General features: G+C 53.7%; 10 protein-coding genes and 4 pseudogenes. 6 read left to right on the forward strand and 8 right to left on the reverse strand.

The genetic code is table 11. The annotated features are described in order from the left end of the window. Positions 1-8 precede the first annotated feature (8 nt). The 8 genes from KUA23_RS14470 to KUA23_RS14505 all read right to left on the reverse strand — a co-directional run bounded on the left by KUA23_RS14470 (position 9) and on the right by KUA23_RS14505 (position 7,604). Complete coding sequence (locus tag KUA23_RS14470; RefSeq protein WP_080758282.1) at positions 9-1,787, reverse strand: ABC transporter ATP-binding protein/permease; 1,779 nt, start codon at positions 1,785-1,787, stop codon at positions 9-11. Continuing rightward, positions 1,784-3,529, reverse strand: coding sequence for an ABC transporter ATP-binding protein/permease (locus KUA23_RS14475; protein ID WP_052211109.1), 1,746 nt, complete (start codon positions 3,527-3,529; stop codon positions 1,784-1,786). The genes KUA23_RS14470 and KUA23_RS14475 overlap by 4 nt, the downstream gene beginning before the upstream one ends. Before the next feature lie 16 nt (positions 3,530-3,545). Next, positions 3,546-3,965 (reverse strand): ExbD/TolR family protein, encoded by a 420-nt coding sequence (locus KUA23_RS14480; protein ID WP_034105538.1) that lies wholly within the window; start codon positions 3,963-3,965, stop codon positions 3,546-3,548. After that, a complete protein-coding gene (locus KUA23_RS14485) occupies positions 3,962-4,717 on the reverse strand; it encodes a MotA/TolQ/ExbB proton channel family protein (protein ID WP_052211114.1) in 756 nt (251 codons plus the stop codon). The genes KUA23_RS14480 and KUA23_RS14485 overlap by 4 nt, the downstream gene beginning before the upstream one ends. A gap of 41 nt (positions 4,718-4,758) precedes the next feature. Beyond that, positions 4,759-5,607 (reverse strand): energy transducer TonB, encoded by an 849-nt coding sequence (locus tag KUA23_RS14490; RefSeq protein WP_252994207.1) that lies wholly within the window; start codon positions 5,605-5,607, stop codon positions 4,759-4,761. Further along, the gene (locus KUA23_RS14495) at positions 5,604-5,921 is read right to left on the reverse strand and encodes an STN domain-containing protein (protein WP_252994208.1); all 318 of its coding nucleotides are present in this window, start codon (positions 5,919-5,921) and stop codon (positions 5,604-5,606) included. The genes KUA23_RS14490 and KUA23_RS14495 overlap by 4 nt, the downstream gene beginning before the upstream one ends. Positions 5,922-6,138: 217 nt before the next feature. Further along, entirely contained in the window at positions 6,139-7,095 is a 957-nt protein-coding gene (locus KUA23_RS14500) for a FecR domain-containing protein (protein WP_034105534.1), read from the reverse strand. Further along, on the reverse strand, positions 7,092-7,604 hold the full coding sequence (locus KUA23_RS14505; protein WP_052211108.1) for a sigma-70 family RNA polymerase sigma factor: 513 nt from the start codon (positions 7,602-7,604) through the stop codon (positions 7,092-7,094). The genes KUA23_RS14500 and KUA23_RS14505 overlap by 4 nt, the downstream gene beginning before the upstream one ends. A 647-nt stretch (positions 7,605-8,251) precedes the next feature. Here KUA23_RS14505 and KUA23_RS14510 point away from each other — a divergent pair. From KUA23_RS14510 to KUA23_RS30345, 6 genes and pseudogenes are all read left to right on the forward strand, one after another. After that, entirely contained in the window at positions 8,252-10,726 is a 2,475-nt protein-coding gene (locus KUA23_RS14510; protein ID WP_252994210.1) for a TonB-dependent siderophore receptor, read from the forward strand. Positions 10,727-10,996: 270 nt separating this feature from the next. Then, positions 10,997-11,086 (forward strand): annotated as a pseudogene (locus KUA23_RS30325) (hypothetical protein); the annotation flags it as partial. Between the two features lie 247 nt (positions 11,087-11,333). After that, positions 11,334-11,993, forward strand: a pseudogene (locus tag KUA23_RS30330) (MCP four helix bundle domain-containing protein); the annotation flags it as partial. Positions 11,994-12,299: 306 nt separating this feature from the next. Then, positions 12,300-12,899: pseudogene (locus KUA23_RS30335) on the forward strand (methyl-accepting chemotaxis protein); the annotation flags it as partial. 1,496 nt (positions 12,900-14,395) lie between these two features. Then, positions 14,396-14,518, forward strand: a pseudogene (locus KUA23_RS30340) (HAMP domain-containing protein); the annotation flags it as partial. A gap of 159 nt (positions 14,519-14,677) precedes the next feature. Beyond that, the gene (locus KUA23_RS30345; RefSeq protein ID WP_428847461.1) at positions 14,678-15,382 is read left to right on the forward strand and encodes a methyl-accepting chemotaxis protein; all 705 of its coding nucleotides are present in this window, start codon (positions 14,678-14,680) and stop codon (positions 15,380-15,382) included. The last annotated feature ends 72 nt before the right edge of the window (positions 15,383-15,454 follow it).

Here is a 15,454-nt window from a genome sequence, read left to right on the forward strand (position 1 = left end):
CTCCAATTTCAGGAAGGGCATCTCGAAGCGCTTTTGCGATGAGGATCGGGGTAGGGGGGCTGCGACACAGCGTCCAAGTCCAGGACGCGATCGTGCAGGCTGTCCAGTGCCGTTCGGTGGGTCACACTGACCATTGCACTGGTGGCCAATTCGGTTAAAAGGTGCCGGTAAATGGACTGTTCGGTCTCGCCATCGAGAGCGCTGGTGGCCTCGTCCAGAAACACTAGGTCAGGCCGATGAATCAGCAGCCGGGCGAGCGCGAGACGTTGTTGCTCGCCTCCTGAAAGCTTGCGCTGCCAGACCGCTTCCTGCGTCAGATCGAATGCGAATTTATCCATATGGCAATCGATTAAAGCCTGCCGGCAGTGCTCGTCAGTCACAGTTTCCGGTTGGTAGGGGTAGCACAGCGCTGCCTTCAAAGAGCCGGTAGGGACATAGCTACGTTGGGGTACAAACATCACCTTCCACCCCTCAGGGATCGCAATGGTCCCGCTGCCGTAGGGCCACAGACCGGCAATGGCACGCAGCAACGTACTCTTACCGCGTCCGGATGCACCTTTGATCACCCAGCGTTGCCCAGCTTCAATCTGCAGCAATGGCACCTGGACCAGCGCCTCACCTGACGGCTTGCGCAAGTCCAAATCGGTACAGACCAGTTGATCTCCCCCGGCATGCAACTGGATCTCACGAGGTCGGGCGTCGAGCTTGTTCATGGCCCAACTGAAGTCGCGCAGCCGATTCACCAGCGCCAGCCAGCGGGTGTAGGTCGGGTAGACCTGCACAAACAGATTCAACGTTGCGGTCATCGCGCCGAAGGCGCCGCCCGCCGGGCCACCGAGCCCACCCTGGATACGCGCCACATCGCCGAGGCTGATATCCCCGCTCATGTAGCGAGGAACCGCCAGTAGCATCGGCAACAAGGAAAAGGTTTCTTGGTACGCATCGCGGGCGAACATCAGCTTGGACGTGCGTTTGATGATGGCTGCCCAGTTGCTGCGCACCCGTGCGAAGGCCGCCAACAAGCGACCACGCTCGATTGCTCCGCCGCGATAGAACGCAATCTGCTCAGCGTTTTCACGCAAGCGCATGCCGAGGAAACGAAAGTCTGCCTCCACGGTTTGCTTATGACTATTAAGGCCTACCAGCGCCTTGCCAGCCCAATGCACAACTGCCAGTTGCCCAACCGTGTAGCCCAACGCAGCGAACAACAGATAGCCGGGAATAACGATGGCTGCACCGGCAATACTGAAAGACAACTCTCCCGACAAACTCCACAGCACAGCGCCGAACGACACTGCGCTCACTAGCATGTAAATAAGGTTCAGCACATTGGTCAGCGTGATTTCGACGAATTCAGCAATATCCTGGGAGATTCGCTGGTCGGCGTTGGTCAACGACCCCTCACGCTCCAGTTCAAGGTAGCGATCCCCCTGAGTCCATCGCTCTACATAATTGCGCGTAAGCCAAGTACGCCAACGCAACTCCAGCACCTGACGTACAGCAAGGTTGACGATAATCAGCAATGGCGAGGTCAGCGCCAGCGCAAAATTCATCAATAAGACGGGTAGCAATGTATGCCAGTCCTTTGAGACCAGCGCATCAACCAAGTTACCGGCCGCCTGGTTTGCCCAGACCGCAACATAAACCATGCCCAATGTGATCGAAACACAGACGGCAAACAAAGCCGCCGCCAGCCATTTTTCCTCGGACAGCCAGAACGCGCTGAAAACCCTTCCTATCGAAGGGCGCTGTTCAGGCAAATGGGCACCGCTCAACGGCCGGCTCATGGGCGCACCGACATATGAGTCGTCGCGTCGGCAGCAGGACCAATGTCATGCGCGGGTGTGATGTCCAGCGTGTGTGAAAAGAGAGGATCCAACTCGCGGTTATGACTGATGCTGATGATGGCGCTTTCAGAAAGACGCGCGAATAACAGCTGATAAATATACCTCTCCGTGTCCGGATCAAGGCCGCTGGTAGCCTCATCAAAGAAAACCAATTTTGGTTGCTGCAACAATACGCGCGCGATCGCCAATCGTTGTTGCTCGCCTCCGGAAAGCAGGTTTTGCCAATCCGCTGCCTGTGTCAGCGATTCGACACGCGCCTCCAACCGCACATCGATCAAGGCTTGGCGGCATTGGTCGTCATCAAAGCGGGAATCACCATCCGGATAACACAGCGCTGCTTTGAGCGTGCCCTGAGGGATGTAGCTTTTCTGAGGTACAAACAGCTGCGAGACACTGCTGTCCGGCACTTGCACCCAGCCACTGCCATGCGGCCACAGGCCGGACAGCGCTCGCATCAGGGTACTTTTGCCGGCGCCGGATGGGCCGCGCACGACCCACTTCTGACCCTGCTCAATGTACACCGCGGGTGTATGACTCAGTGTCTCTCCGAGTGGGCTGGTCAGCGTCAAGGCCGAGGCTGCGATGACTGGCTTATCTGTAAAACGTAGTGTAATCCCAGGCACTTGCGTCTCGAGGCTAAGCAACGCACCTTGTAGATCACGCAACCGATTCGCCGAGGCGAGCCAAATACTGAAGTCTACGTAGCTGGAGCTAAAGAAGTTCAGTGATGAACTGACCTGGTTGAACGCTGCGGTCACTTGAGTGAGACCGCCCAAGCTGACAGCCCCTGATAAATAGCGAGGCATCGATAGCGCAGTAGGCACAAGGCTCCCAACTTGAAGATAAGCCGAATTGGCCACAGACGATTTGCAGATTCGTATCAGCAGCGCGATGAAATTGAGCTGCACCTGCCGGAACTGTTGCATCATCCGGTGCCCCTCCCTCGGGCCCCCGCGATAGAACGCAATCTGCTCAGCGTTCTCACGCAAGTTCATTCCCAGTGCGCGGAAATCAGCTTCTACCGTTTGCTTGCGAATATTCAAAGCAATCAAGGGTTTGCCCACCCAATGAGCGATCAATAATCCGAGCAATGAGTAAATGATCGCTGCATACAGGAGGTAACCCGGGATCTCAAAAGTATGCCCGCCTAACTCCAGGCTCAGCACCCCAGACAACCCCCATAGGACCCCACCAAAAGTCACGGCACTGACGGGCACGGTAATCACGCCCAGAGTAAGCAGAAGCGAGCGCTGTACGAATATATTGATGTCTTCAGAAATTCGCTGATCACTGTTGGTCACCAGGCCATCTCGCTCTACCGGATAGAAACGCTGGTTTGCGGTCCATCGGTCGATCAATCTGTGGCTAAGCCAGGCACGCCAGCGGAGTTGCAAGTATTCCTGAGCCGCATAAGACACGATTGCCAGGCCAGCCATCAGCAACCCAAGAACAAAGCCAAAGATCAATGTCGACCATAGTGTCGGCCAATCACGCGCGACTAAGGCGTCTGTTGTCTTGGCAACCACCTCAGTCGCTAGCAGTGACACATAAATCCCACCAAAGCTAATCGACAGGCATGTTGCCAGCAGCCCCCAGGCCCAGTAGCGATCTTTGGATACCCAATAGGGCAACAAAAGCTGGGCGAGCGATGGCCGTGCAGCGGCGAGGGTGGCGCTGGTCATAGACGTTCCGGTAAGTTCAGGGCGTAGTGGGTTTGGCTTCGGTTACAAAATCGATCTTGCTCAAGCCTCCGCCCTGGGCCGCCGACAAAAGAGTAGCAACGCGCTCGTAGCGCACTTCCTTGTCAGCAAACAGCCGCACATTGGGGACTGGATCTTGAACGGCCGCCACAGCGATTCGCTGTTTGAGCTGATCATCGCTGACCGGCTCCTTGTTCCATAAAATGGAGCCATCGGGCGTGATAGAAACGTCGATGGCGTCGGGCTGCTTCTCCATCGTATGACTATCGGCTTTGGGCAGCTCCAACTTCACCGCGTGATTAATCACCGGCAATGTGATGATGAAGATAATCAGCAGCACCAACATCACGTCAATCAATGGGGTCATGTTGATGTCCGCCATCACATCATCGGCTTCGAACTGCGACCCCATGCTCATGACGTAGTCCTCGCGACCGTCGCGTTGGTGAAGCGCTTATCTGCCGCATTGCTAGGCACTCCAGGGGAGGCTTCTTCAACATTGACCCGCGCACCGGTCAAAAAGTACGCGTGCAGATCGTGTGCAAAGCGTGCCAGCGCGTGACTGACACCTTTGTTGCGACGCGAGATTGCGTTGTAACCGAGCACTGCGGGGATCGCTACAAACAGACCGAACGCCGTCATGATCAGCGATTCGCCAACCGGGCCAGCGACCTGCGCCAGCGACGCGTCGCCGGTGGTTCCGATCACCTTGAGCGCGTGGTAGATACCCCATACCGTCCCGAACAGGCCTACGAACGGCGCCGTACTGCCGATCGAAGCAAGAATCGCCAGCCCCATCTGCAATCGCGACAGATGCTCCTCCAGAACGTCTTTCAGGCATCGCCCCAGCCAATCACTCAAGTCAAAACGACTGTGGAGCTGCGAGCTTTGCTGCTGTTGGTGTGCATTGGCAGCAACACCTACTTGGGCCAAATGCACGAATGGATTGCCTGGGCCAGTGTTCAACTGTTCGACGCCCGCGTCGAAGTTCTCCGCTCTCCAGAACGATGTGACTGCACGGCGCGTCATTCCTCGCAACTTAAGTAACTGTACGGTTTTGATGATCATCACGCCCCAACTCAGCACAGACATGATCAACAGCACTATGGCAATGGTCTTTGAAACCATATCCCCTGTTTGCCAGGCGTAGGCCAACCCTAATTCTTGCATGGTCAATCCTCTCTCATTAGCGCTCGATTACGATCGAGTGGTTAGTTGCTCAGACGGAAGTCAACGGTTTGCACAGCGCGAACCGAGATGGCCTGTCCGCCTTCTACATAAGGGTTGCAAACCGCGCCGCGGACAGCCGCGACAGCCGATTCATCAAGTTCTTCATTACCACTGCTGCGGACCACGTCGGCTCGCTGCACCAGCCCTTTCGGGTTGATCTCAAGACGCACCAACACTTGACCTTCGGCGTGTAAACGTCTTGCCCTGCGCGGATAAGCCGGTGCTGGAACGCGGCACCCTACAGACGGCACATCCTTGGGCGCGGCAGTTGGCAAATCCATCATCTTCGGCGCGACGGGTGCAGATTGCGCTTGGGTAGAGGCAGGGTCAGGCTTGGCTTCACTGGGTGGCGTGGGCTCGACTGGTTTTTGCTCCTGCACCAGAGCCGGTTTTTTTGGAGCAGGTTTGATCACAGGCTTGGGCTTAGGCACAGGTTTGACTTCCTTGGGTTTTTCCACTGGCTTAGGCTTCGGTGGCTCCTGTTCAATGGTGCGGGCCGAGGCGTCGCTGGTGAGCACGGCAGGCGTCGGCGGCGCCTGGACCGGTACTTCCTCAACTGGCGGCTGAATCACGACCGGAGTCGGAGGCGGCATGGCGACCAGACTCACACGTACACTGCTTACGGAAGCAGCTTGCTCCATAGTCAGCTCACGCTTGGTCACCTGTGTGACCAATATAGCCAGCCCGCCCACATGGACTAGAAGCGCCACAGAGAAGGCTGCGATAATGGGCAGCCGATTTTTCTTTGGCTCTGCCGCTTCGATATTGGCGCATGACTCCCAGCCTCGCGCATGAGGAAAATGGCTGCCCGGTAAATTGAGATTGCTCACACGCCTGTCTCCGCTTTTGCATTTCTTATCTTTATATTGCTGGGAAGCAGCTTGAGCGTGCCATTGGCGGTCCGCGACAGCTCAAACCCCGAGGCATCCAGCGCCTGGCGCGCAGCTTCATAACCTGTGAGCTGGCCCCGGACGCTCTTACTGCGCTTTTCAACAATCAAGCCAGGTTCAAAAACGATTACGCAGCCATTGATACGTCCGATATCCAGCAGCGTATTGCTCAACAAGCCAGCATCAATTGCATAGTTGCGATGAGTATCAAGATCACAGGCCAATGCCTCGATGCTGTTGCCCGCGAAGAGCATAACCAGTCCAACGGCTACCAAAGGACTCGACCCAAGCTTGTAAAACGATGCTTTAAGCAAGATGGCAACCGCTCTAAAAGTTATTCTTATTAGTTATGTGCGACGAGAAAGGAAAAGTGACAGTGGTCAGCAGATATTTTTTATGAGAAAGACGCGAAAGTGCGTCGGGGAGGAGGTAGGAGGGAGGAGGGGGGCGGCGAACGACGCAAAGAGCGGATTAAGCGCCGCTGATGTTTACCCAGTAACCGGTAGTGCGACGTACGACGATAGGCATCGTCTGCGCGAGTGCCTCTATAGCAAAATCTGTATCGTCCAATGGAAACAGGCCGCTGACTCGCAGTGAGGCAGCAGCCGGGTCGAGGCGGACAATGCCTGTGCGGTAATTTCGCAGAGCATCAATGACGACGGAAAGAGGCTGGTCATTGACTTCAAGCACTCCTCGTAGCCAGCTCGATTCGGCCCCAATGGAGACAGGAAATACTCTGAAGCCTTCAGGCCCGAATGTGGCCCCCTGGCCGACCGAGAGTAGTTTGGTGTCACCCCTCGCTGTCGCGCGAACGCCTCCATTCAAGGCCACAACCCTGAAACCGTCGCTCACTTCGCGCAACGAGAATCTGCCATCTTTGACCTCAATAATGGCTCGCCCAATCTGAACAAGAAATGGCTGCTGGGAGGGGGCGACGTTCAAAATCATTTCACCTGACACCAGTCGAATTTTTCTGCTTCCCGACTGCATATCAATGTTGATATTCGCTGCACTGCGTGCGTTGAGCGTCAGCGAACTGCCATCGGACAACTGCAATGTACGGCGCTGAGAGGTGCGGGTAGTCACGTCGGCTAACATGTCGCCGACGGGATAAGTTCGATTGACCAACCACCCCCCCATGGTTCCTACTACCGCCACACTAAGAGCAGTGCGCAAAAACTCTCTTCTTCGAGATGGTGCCAGCAAAACGCTGCGGACGCTCTGCGACGATACTGCGGATAAATGCGACGGCATTTTTCCGAGGGTTGATTCAATTCGCGTGCACGCTTGTTCATGTTCGGGTCTTTGCGCGCGCCACGTCAAAAAAGCAGATTCGTCTTCCGCCGTTGCCTCACCTGAGCGCAGGTACACCATCCATTCGATAGCCTGCTCGGCGATACTATCGATTGTGTCGACGCTTTTTTTCATTCAGACGCTGCCAGGTAGCAGCATTTAAGTGCCTTAGCCATATACTGCCTCACCATGCTTGCGGAGACGCCGAGGCGGGACCCGATCTCGGCATAAGTCAAACCATCGATCTGACTATATAAAAAAGCCATTCGCGCTTTCACGGGTAATCCTTCGAGTGCCTTGTCCACAGCCAACAGAGATTCCATCAAAAGATGCTGATCCTCGGGCGATGGATGGGTCGCCGCTGGCATCAGCGCCAAAGCCTCCATGTAGGCGCGTTCAAGATCACGCCGACGTGAAAGCTCATACATGACCCTGTTCGCGATAGTGGTCAACATCGCGCGAGGCTCTTTTACATCTTGCGGAGTGGGCATCGCTGCCAGTTGAGTGAAGGTTTCGCACGCCACATCTTCGGCATTGTGTCGGCATCCCAGCTTGTAACGCAAACGTGCTGCCAGCCAGCTATAGTCGCTGCGGAAGACGACGGTCAAAAAGTCAGATCGAAGCACTGCGTCACTTGCGGCCATGAAAGCACCTGGTCAACGGTGAAAAATTGAGGACTCACACATTTGTAATAAAAATGTGTCAGCGGCAATCACCCAGCAAATTTCAAGCCAATCTCGCGATTCAGCGCCCGCGCAGCCATCGTCATGTGAGTCTGCCAGGCTTAGTGCTCTCAATTGAGGCTCTAAATGAAGGCCAGCACCAATTAAGCGCGAAGAACGTCACCAAAAAACTGTATGCCCGGAATAAAATTCTAATTTGTATGTGTCTGTCGGTTTCGTTACCTAATTTCTCGCGAATCTGTGCAAATAGGATTCAATGTGCCAAAAATACCCAATCTGTGTTTTCTGGGCGGACATCGACTTTGCGCGTCCGCGAACGCTTGGCAGACACCAATGGGCCGTCATACTCATTTTACGTATAGCGGGCTTACTATTTTTCGACGCGTCGCTCAAGAAGTTCTAGCAACCTGCCGAATACCCGAGGTAGGCATCGAAAAACGTTTCATCGCACGGTCTTGCATTGCACCCATAACCACCGGCGTTAAAGCCGCAAAGTCGCAGTCCGCGCAGCAGTACAAAAAGTTTTTCGGTGGTCGGGCTGTCACTTTTTCTCTCTCGTCGCACAGATTAATTGCAAGTACTTATTGAGTGTGTTCGGGGAGAGCAAGATGAGCTTGAAACGTAAGGTGTCACCTTTCAATCTGGCAAGACTGGCGTTGAGCGTAGCCTTAGTTTACGCAGTTGCACCGACTAGCTTTGCGAACTCTGCGTCGGCAAACGCAGTGGTGCAGCGAATGCAGTTCAATATTCCGGCCGGTCCACTGGATCAATCGCTCTTAATGATTGCTCGCCAGAGTGGGAGGGTGATTTCTTTCGATCCAGCGCTCGCAAAAGCCTTCCAGGCGCCGGTAATCAGTGGCCAGCTCACGACTGAACAGGCGATTGCTCAAGCCTTGAAAAACAGCAGTCTGCGGTTAGGCATCACCGGCAATGGGACGCTGACCATTGAGCAGGCACCCATCAGGCCTGCGATTACATCTGCGCCGCCGGTGGCGAACACTGATGCACAGCTTCCCGACATCACCGTCAGCAGTGCCGCGGAGTATGAAGACCGCGAAGTCTACAACCCTGGTAATGCCACTGGCGCTATGCGAGGCAACACGTCGATTCAGGAAACCCCTCGGTCAGTGCAGGTCATCAGCCAGAAATTGCTGACAGATCGCCAAGCCTCATCCCTCGAGGATGCCTTGCGCAGCTCAGGCAGTGTGACTACTTGGGACACCAACCGGGGTACAAAGCAGTTCTACATTCGTGGTTTTGCTATCCCCAATACCAGTACCAACGGTGTTCCAGACGTGGGCACCGGTTCTACCCCCATAGAAGGTATTGATCGTGTTGAGGTTATTAAAGGTCCCGATTCCATCATGACTGGGACCGCGGGATCGTCAGGTGCTATCAATCTTGTTCGCAAGGCCCCTGTCACTGTCCCGCTGCATCAGCTCCGGCTCGATGTCACCGACAAGGGTGAGTTTCAGCAAGCTTTAGACTTGGGCGATGCTATTACTGCGGACAAAGCGTTCAGCTACCGACTCAATATCGTTCACATGCGTGCGCCGGAGAGTGAGCCAGACTACAATGGCACCCGTCGCGACTATATTGCTCCGGTCTTGCGTTGGAAGGACGACAGCACCAGTTTTACTGTGGGTGCAGAGTTCCAGGGTCAACGCCGAGCGCTTGGGCCTGCGACCTATCGATTTGAAGGGAATGTACAGAAACTTTCCAACTACCGCGTTACGGGCAAGGACGACCGTATTGCGTCGGATTCCAAGATTGGCTATTACGAGTTCAGTCATTCGTTTAATGACAACTTAACGTTCGAAAGCAAGGCGACCTATTCCCGAAATGAGTTCCAGCTTAATGTGTGGGAGCCCAATGGCGGTGTTGGAGGCGCGCCGGGATATGGACCTAACGGAGAGGTTAAATCGACGGGGCTTCAGGCGGGCGCCATCACTTATTCGGCAAGCACGCAGAACAACATTATTTACACCCTGAATACCGGGTTCATTGAGCAAAAGTTACTGGCCGGGGTGGATTACCAACGCTACACCACAAACTCGTTCGACACAGATGTAAGGATAGTGGCTTCAGGAAACATCAATGACGGCACCGACTTTGATTTTCCCAAGTTCGGCTATAAATCGCCTAATTATTATCACACCACTAACTATCTGCAGGTTCAGAAGGGCTTGTTGCTTCAGGATTTGATTAAACTGGGAGATCGGACCCACGTAATGCTCGCAGCGCGCCGCACGTTGTACGATGGACAGTCAACAAACTACCTTCCGAACAACCCGGATGAAATCCCTGCCGAGTTGTTGGGGACAAGCACAAAAGATTCTTTCAAAAGTGCGAAATGGGTTCCAAGTTATGGTGTCAGCTACGACGTAACGCCTGACGTTACAGTTTATGTAAACCGCACCAAGGGATTCCAGGCTAACAACACGCTGGACTCGTCAACCAATACGCCGCTGCCGCCACTAGAAAGTGATTCAAAAGAACTGGGCGTCAAGATCAAGCTGAACGACGATGCGCTGACCTTCACGAGTGCCATTTTTCAGATGGAAGAAACAGGCGTACCCATTACCGATGGATTCGGCCGTACAACAGGTTCTCAGGGGCTCAAGTCTAAAGGCATTGACTTTGATTTGAGTGGTGAGATCGTACCGGGATGGGCGGTCGCCGCTAGCTACACCTACACCCATTTTGCTGAGCCACCTCCATCAGAGGGTTTTGACCCTACGTTTTCTGACACCCCTAAAACCATTGGCCAACCCAAGCACTCGGCCAGTGTCTGGACGTCCTATGAACTGCTCGAAGGTCAGTTGAAAGGGTTGGGCGCCGGTATTGGTGTTAACGCTTTCAGTGCTACGGTTAACGGCAGCCCGAATAATTTCAACTACTTTGATCTGCCTGGAGGCGCACAAACAGATGCATCGGTTTTCTATCGTCAGAAAGACTGGTCGTTGACGCTTGGGGTGAAAAATATCTTTGATCGCACGTTGTACTCGTACTCTAGTACTCCGTTGTACATCGGTGTGCGCCCTGAACGAAATACACGCCTGACCCTCAGTTATGACTTCTAAGCAGCACGAGTAGGAAATGAGATACCGATCACCCTACACGAACACTTGATGAAGCCCTATCCCGAAAATGCCCCGATATGATAGGGGTATTTTCGTTTATACGAGCCACAAGCACAATCTTTCGTCACCACCCGGCTACTATGGCCTTCAACCGGAGCTATTTAATATCAAGCTTTGGAGAAAGCGTCATTCCTCTATGTATTACTTTGTTCGCTGGGTAATCGATCTCGTCCTCTCCTGGTATGTAATCAAAGTAAACAACCATTTCTTAAAAGCGGTCAGCCCATCTGGCTGGAAGCCACCTACAACCCGGTATATGACACTGAATGGACGCTGTGCAAGGTAGTAAAGTTTGTATCGATAAATGTTATGGGCTCTAAATCACCGAATGGTTCCGGATAATATTTTGGTGGTTACATCTAGAAACATAATTGCTTAAGCGAAAGGTTAACTTTTTCAGGTCGCCTGGCATTGTTCGACGAACGGTACTTAAGATCACGTCTTGAGTGACGACATAGCTGGAAATATAGACGAGGCTACAATTATGATGCTGCGTAAATTCAACCTTGCTCCACGTTCAGCTCTGTGTTTCGGTTTTTTTTGCCTTATGATTATTGCGTTGGGGATAGTTGCCCTCAAGCAGGCGTCTAGTTTGAAGGCGTCCGAAAGCTTTGTGGAAAATAATGTCGTACCCAGCATATCTATACTCGGAGTAATTGACAGAGAGTTCGTAAGCATCAGAGGTAGCAATGCACGTTTGCGTAACCCCGTAGAGCCAGAAAGCCGTAAAGCCCAAGCTCTTGAAGAATTGAAGAGGGCTAGAGTTAATATCCAGAACTCTTTGTCGAGCTTGCAGCCTTTCATCGTAACGCCACTGGGTAAACAGAAAATTGATGAGCTTTCAAAAAGCCTCGCCAGCTATCAGATAGTACAAGATCAATACTTGTTTTTTGTTTCTTCGGGCAATTTAGACGAAGCGGTTAAGCTTTCCGGTGAGTCGATGAAACAATCTGCTGATGCTGTTGAAATCGACATTAAAGATCTGATAGGTGTTAACAATAATAAAGCTAAAAATGCCGGAGAAGAGGCGAGCCTGATTTATGAGCAAGCTAAGTTTATCGTTGGCGGTTTCATATTGGTTAGCACGATGGCCGCTATTGCAATAGCTCTAATGTACACTCGAAGTATTACTGGCCCGATCAACCAGTCACTTGCCATCGCGGAGCGTATCGCTGAAAACGATCTCACTGGGGTTATCGACGCTCAAGGGCACGATGAAGTGGCTAGGCTTATGCGGGCGTTAGGTGCAATGCAGCAGGGGTTGCGGAATACGCTTACTTTAATATCTGATTCTTCCAACCAGTTGGCCTCAACTTCTGAAGAAATGCATGCTGTCACCGAAGACGCAAATAAAGGCATGCTGCGTCAGAATAATGAAGTAGAAATGGCGGCTACTGCCGTAACCGAGATGAGTGCCGCTGTGGAAGAGGTGGCTAGAAATGCATCCTCAGCCTCTGAGGCAGCCAATCGATCCAACTCCGCCGCATTGGCTGGTCGTGCCCGCGTCGATGAAACCGTGCATGCCATTAGTCTGATGGTCGCAAATGTTGAAGATGCATCGCAAGAGGTACAAGGGCTCGCCGTCATGGCCACAGACATTAGCAAGGTTTTGGACGTGATACGCGCTATCGCAGAACAGACTAATCTTCTTGCGTTGAATGCGGCTATCGAAGCTGCGCGTGCCGGAGAGGCTGGTCGAGGCTTCGCAGTAGTCGCTGATGAAGTCAGAGCTCTGGCTCATCGTACACAGCAATCAACCAGTGAAATTGAGCAGATGATCAGTTCAATTCAAAAAGGCACGGGATCTGCTGTATCGGCAATGGCTCACACGAACACCCAAGCTCAGAAAACGTTGGATACTGCTCAAAGTGCCGGTTCCGCGTTGGTGGAAATTACCGAATCTATCGACAATATTACTGAGCGCAACGTCCTGATTGCGACCGCATCGGAAGAGCAAGCTCAGGTTGCCAGGGAGGTAGATCGCAGCTTGGTGAGTATCCGTGACCTTTCAAATCAAGCGGCAGAGGGCTCCAGTCAAACGGCTATTGCAACATCCGAACTCACGAAGCTCGCGGTTGAATTAAACAGGTTGGTCAAGCAATTTCAAATGTAGAGATAGCCCTCTTTACTGGAAGGTTGCATGCATAGGATCTGCGCCAATTTCATCAAGAATAGCTGTATACGAGCGATCAAGATGCTTGACCTATGATCCAGATACGGGCGCCGTCGCTTACCTTGCTTCGCTGCTGGTGTATTGATGGGAGACAAACTACCTCCAGCACAGGTCAATCCACCAGCTACCCCAGCGCTTCCCTTTCAAACTTTTCCCTGTAGTAGTGATGGCTCAGCGACATCATTGCTTTCAAAGCGTTCCAAGGTTGTACAAAAATAAATAAATGTACAACTCTTCATAAAGTTTGCAATCTCAATGCCGACACGATGTCTGAAACGTTTAATTACATAAAACGTCATTAGCCGAATGAGCCAGATAGAGCCAGGCATTCGAGAAAATGGAGTGTTCTCAACCACACATCTACTACAAACCGTCCCATTCCGGGCTGTGAGAACTCCATGAACATCCTTGCTCCTGCCGTACACCTGGCCGAACGGTTACGCTTCTCCGCGAAATTCGGTGTGCTCGCCATCATCGTCCTAATCCCTTTGGTTCTGCTTGGTACGCGCGTCATCCATCAGATCAACGCAAGCCTTGAGGTCATTCGCTCGGAACAACTAGGCCAGCGTTACCTATTGGAGATAACGCCTGTACTGCGTTTATCGATGTTGCAACGCGCACTCACCAACCGCTTGCTCGGCGGTGACAGCACCGCTCAAGCCGATCTATCGGCCAACCAGTTGAAGTTGGAGGACGCATTTTCGAAACTGGCCGCAACCGACGGGCAGCTCAACACACAGCTGGAAACCGGTGATCGAGTGCACCGCCTGCACGCTGGGGCGCAGCGTTTGATTGAGCTGGCGAAAGCGGATGCCAACCAGAGCGCGATCTTCGATGACTGGAACGATCAGCTCACCGAAACGTTGAACTTCGTGTACTACGTATCGGCCACGTCGGGCATGGTGCTGGATGAAGATTACGCATCGTTATTCATGATCGATCAGAGTACCTTGAGGCTGCCACGACAAATCAATATCGTCGGCCAATTGCGTGGGCTGGCCAGCGGGTTGCATGACGGGCAATCGTTGACTCCGGGTGCGCGCAGCGTCATCAAGTCGATGCTTAAAAACGAGTTGCTCATCCATAATGAACTGCAGCAAAGTCTGGCACTTTTGCGTCGCAGAGAACCCGCGCTTGCCGATAGTATTCAGGCGCCGATCACCCGTGCTTTTGCCAGCCTCGACAGCTTCCGCGCCGACCTCGAAGTATTGATTGGCGCGCCAAGCGACATCATCAGTGGCGTGCAGAACCTGCCCGCCAAGGGCAATGCGGTAGTGGCTGAGTTGTACAAAGCGCAAGACACGCTGCAAGCCGCACTGCTGAATACGCTTGAACGCCGAGTTCAGGAAAAAACGTCGGAACGCCTATTCATTCTCGGCATGTTTATCGTTCTTGGCCTGTTGCTGGTGTATGTGTTCAGCGGCATCTACAGCGCCATGCGTCGCACTATCAACGATGTGTTGATTGCCACCCAACTCATTGCTCAGGGCGACCTGAGCGTGCGCATTCAAGTGCGTGGCAAAGACGAAATGGCCGATGTGGGCAACGGCCTTAACCATATGGTGCAGGCGTTTAGCTCTTCGCTGGCTCAGGTCGAGCGCAGTTCACAATCGGTCGCCGATGCGGCGCAGCGCATTGGGGTGTCGATTGACCGGGCTAAGCGCGCGATGAGCGCACAGCAAAGCGAAACCGAACAAGTCGCTACGGCTATCAACGAGATGACCACCAGCGTTGCGGACGTGGCGCAAAACACCGAGGGCGCCGCCCACGCCGCGGAGCACGCCAGCCAGTCCTCCAACACCGGCCTGGCGAAGATGCAGGAAACCCGCGTGACTATTGAAGCCTTGGCCGATGAGGTGGAGCGCAGTGCGCAAAAGGTTTCGGCGCTTGCGCAACACAGCCAGCAGATCGGCGGCGTTATTGAGGTGATCCGTAACATTGCTGATCAAACAAACCTGCTGGCGTTGAACGCGGCCATTGAGGCGGCCCGCGCCGGCGAGCAGGGTCGAGGATTCGCGGTGGTCGCCGACGAGGTCAGAACGCTGGCCTCGCGCACACAAAACTCCACCGAAGAGATCCGCCGGATTATCCAGGAGCTGCAACTGGCGACAGGCGACGCCGTCGAGCAAATGAAAGCGGGCAAGCTGCGCGCGCAGGAGTGCATCGAGTCCGCTGATCAGGCCTCGGCCAGCCTGGATGCAATCAATGACGGCGTTGAGCAAATCGTCGGCATGAACACCCAGATAGCCAGCGCGGCGGTTCAGCAGCACGCGGTCTCGGAGGATATCAATCGCAATGTGACCGAGATTCGTAACGGCAGTGTGGCGCTGATGGACGGCATAGAGGACAACGCGGTGACTGCGCAGGAGCTCTCGCTGCTGGCAGGAGAACTGCGAACTGTCGTTGCGCGTTTCACGCTTTAGCCGGCACAGGGAAAGGGGCAACTCCTATTTATGGGTTGCCCTAGCCTTTGCTTATGCGCCCACCGATAGCGC

It is taken from the genome of Pseudomonas pergaminensis, assembly GCF_024112395.2.
GTDB lineage: Bacteria > Pseudomonadota > Gammaproteobacteria > Pseudomonadales > Pseudomonadaceae > Aquipseudomonas > Aquipseudomonas pergaminensis.

What these genes read in the sequence shown, in the direction of transcription:
- KUA23_RS14470 (WP_080758282.1), bottom strand. Translation starts at nt 1,787, where the DNA reads ATGAGCCGGCCGTTGAGCGGTGCCCATTTGCCTGAACAGCGCCCTTCG.
- KUA23_RS14475 (WP_052211109.1), bottom strand. Translation starts at nt 3,529, where the DNA reads ATGACCAGCGCCACCCTCGCCGCTGCACGGCCATCGCTCGCCCAGCTT.
- KUA23_RS14480 (WP_034105538.1), bottom strand. Translation starts at nt 3,965, where the DNA reads ATGAGCATGGGGTCGCAGTTCGAAGCCGATGATGTGATGGCGGACATC.
- KUA23_RS14485 (WP_052211114.1), bottom strand. Translation starts at nt 4,717, where the DNA reads ATGCAAGAATTAGGGTTGGCCTACGCCTGGCAAACAGGGGATATGGTT.
- KUA23_RS14495 (WP_252994208.1), bottom strand. Translation starts at nt 5,921, where the DNA reads ATGCTCTTCGCGGGCAACAGCATCGAGGCATTGGCCTGTGATCTTGAT.
- KUA23_RS14500 (WP_034105534.1), bottom strand. Translation starts at nt 7,095, where the DNA reads ATGAAAAAAAGCGTCGACACAATCGATAGTATCGCCGAGCAGGCTATC.
- KUA23_RS14505 (WP_052211108.1), bottom strand. Translation starts at nt 7,604, where the DNA reads ATGGCCGCAAGTGACGCAGTGCTTCGATCTGACTTTTTGACCGTCGTC.
- KUA23_RS14510 (WP_252994210.1), top strand. Translation starts at nt 8,252, where the DNA reads ATGAGCTTGAAACGTAAGGTGTCACCTTTCAATCTGGCAAGACTGGCG.
- KUA23_RS30345 (WP_428847461.1), top strand. Translation starts at nt 14,678, where the DNA reads ATGACCACCAGCGTTGCGGACGTGGCGCAAAACACCGAGGGCGCCGCC.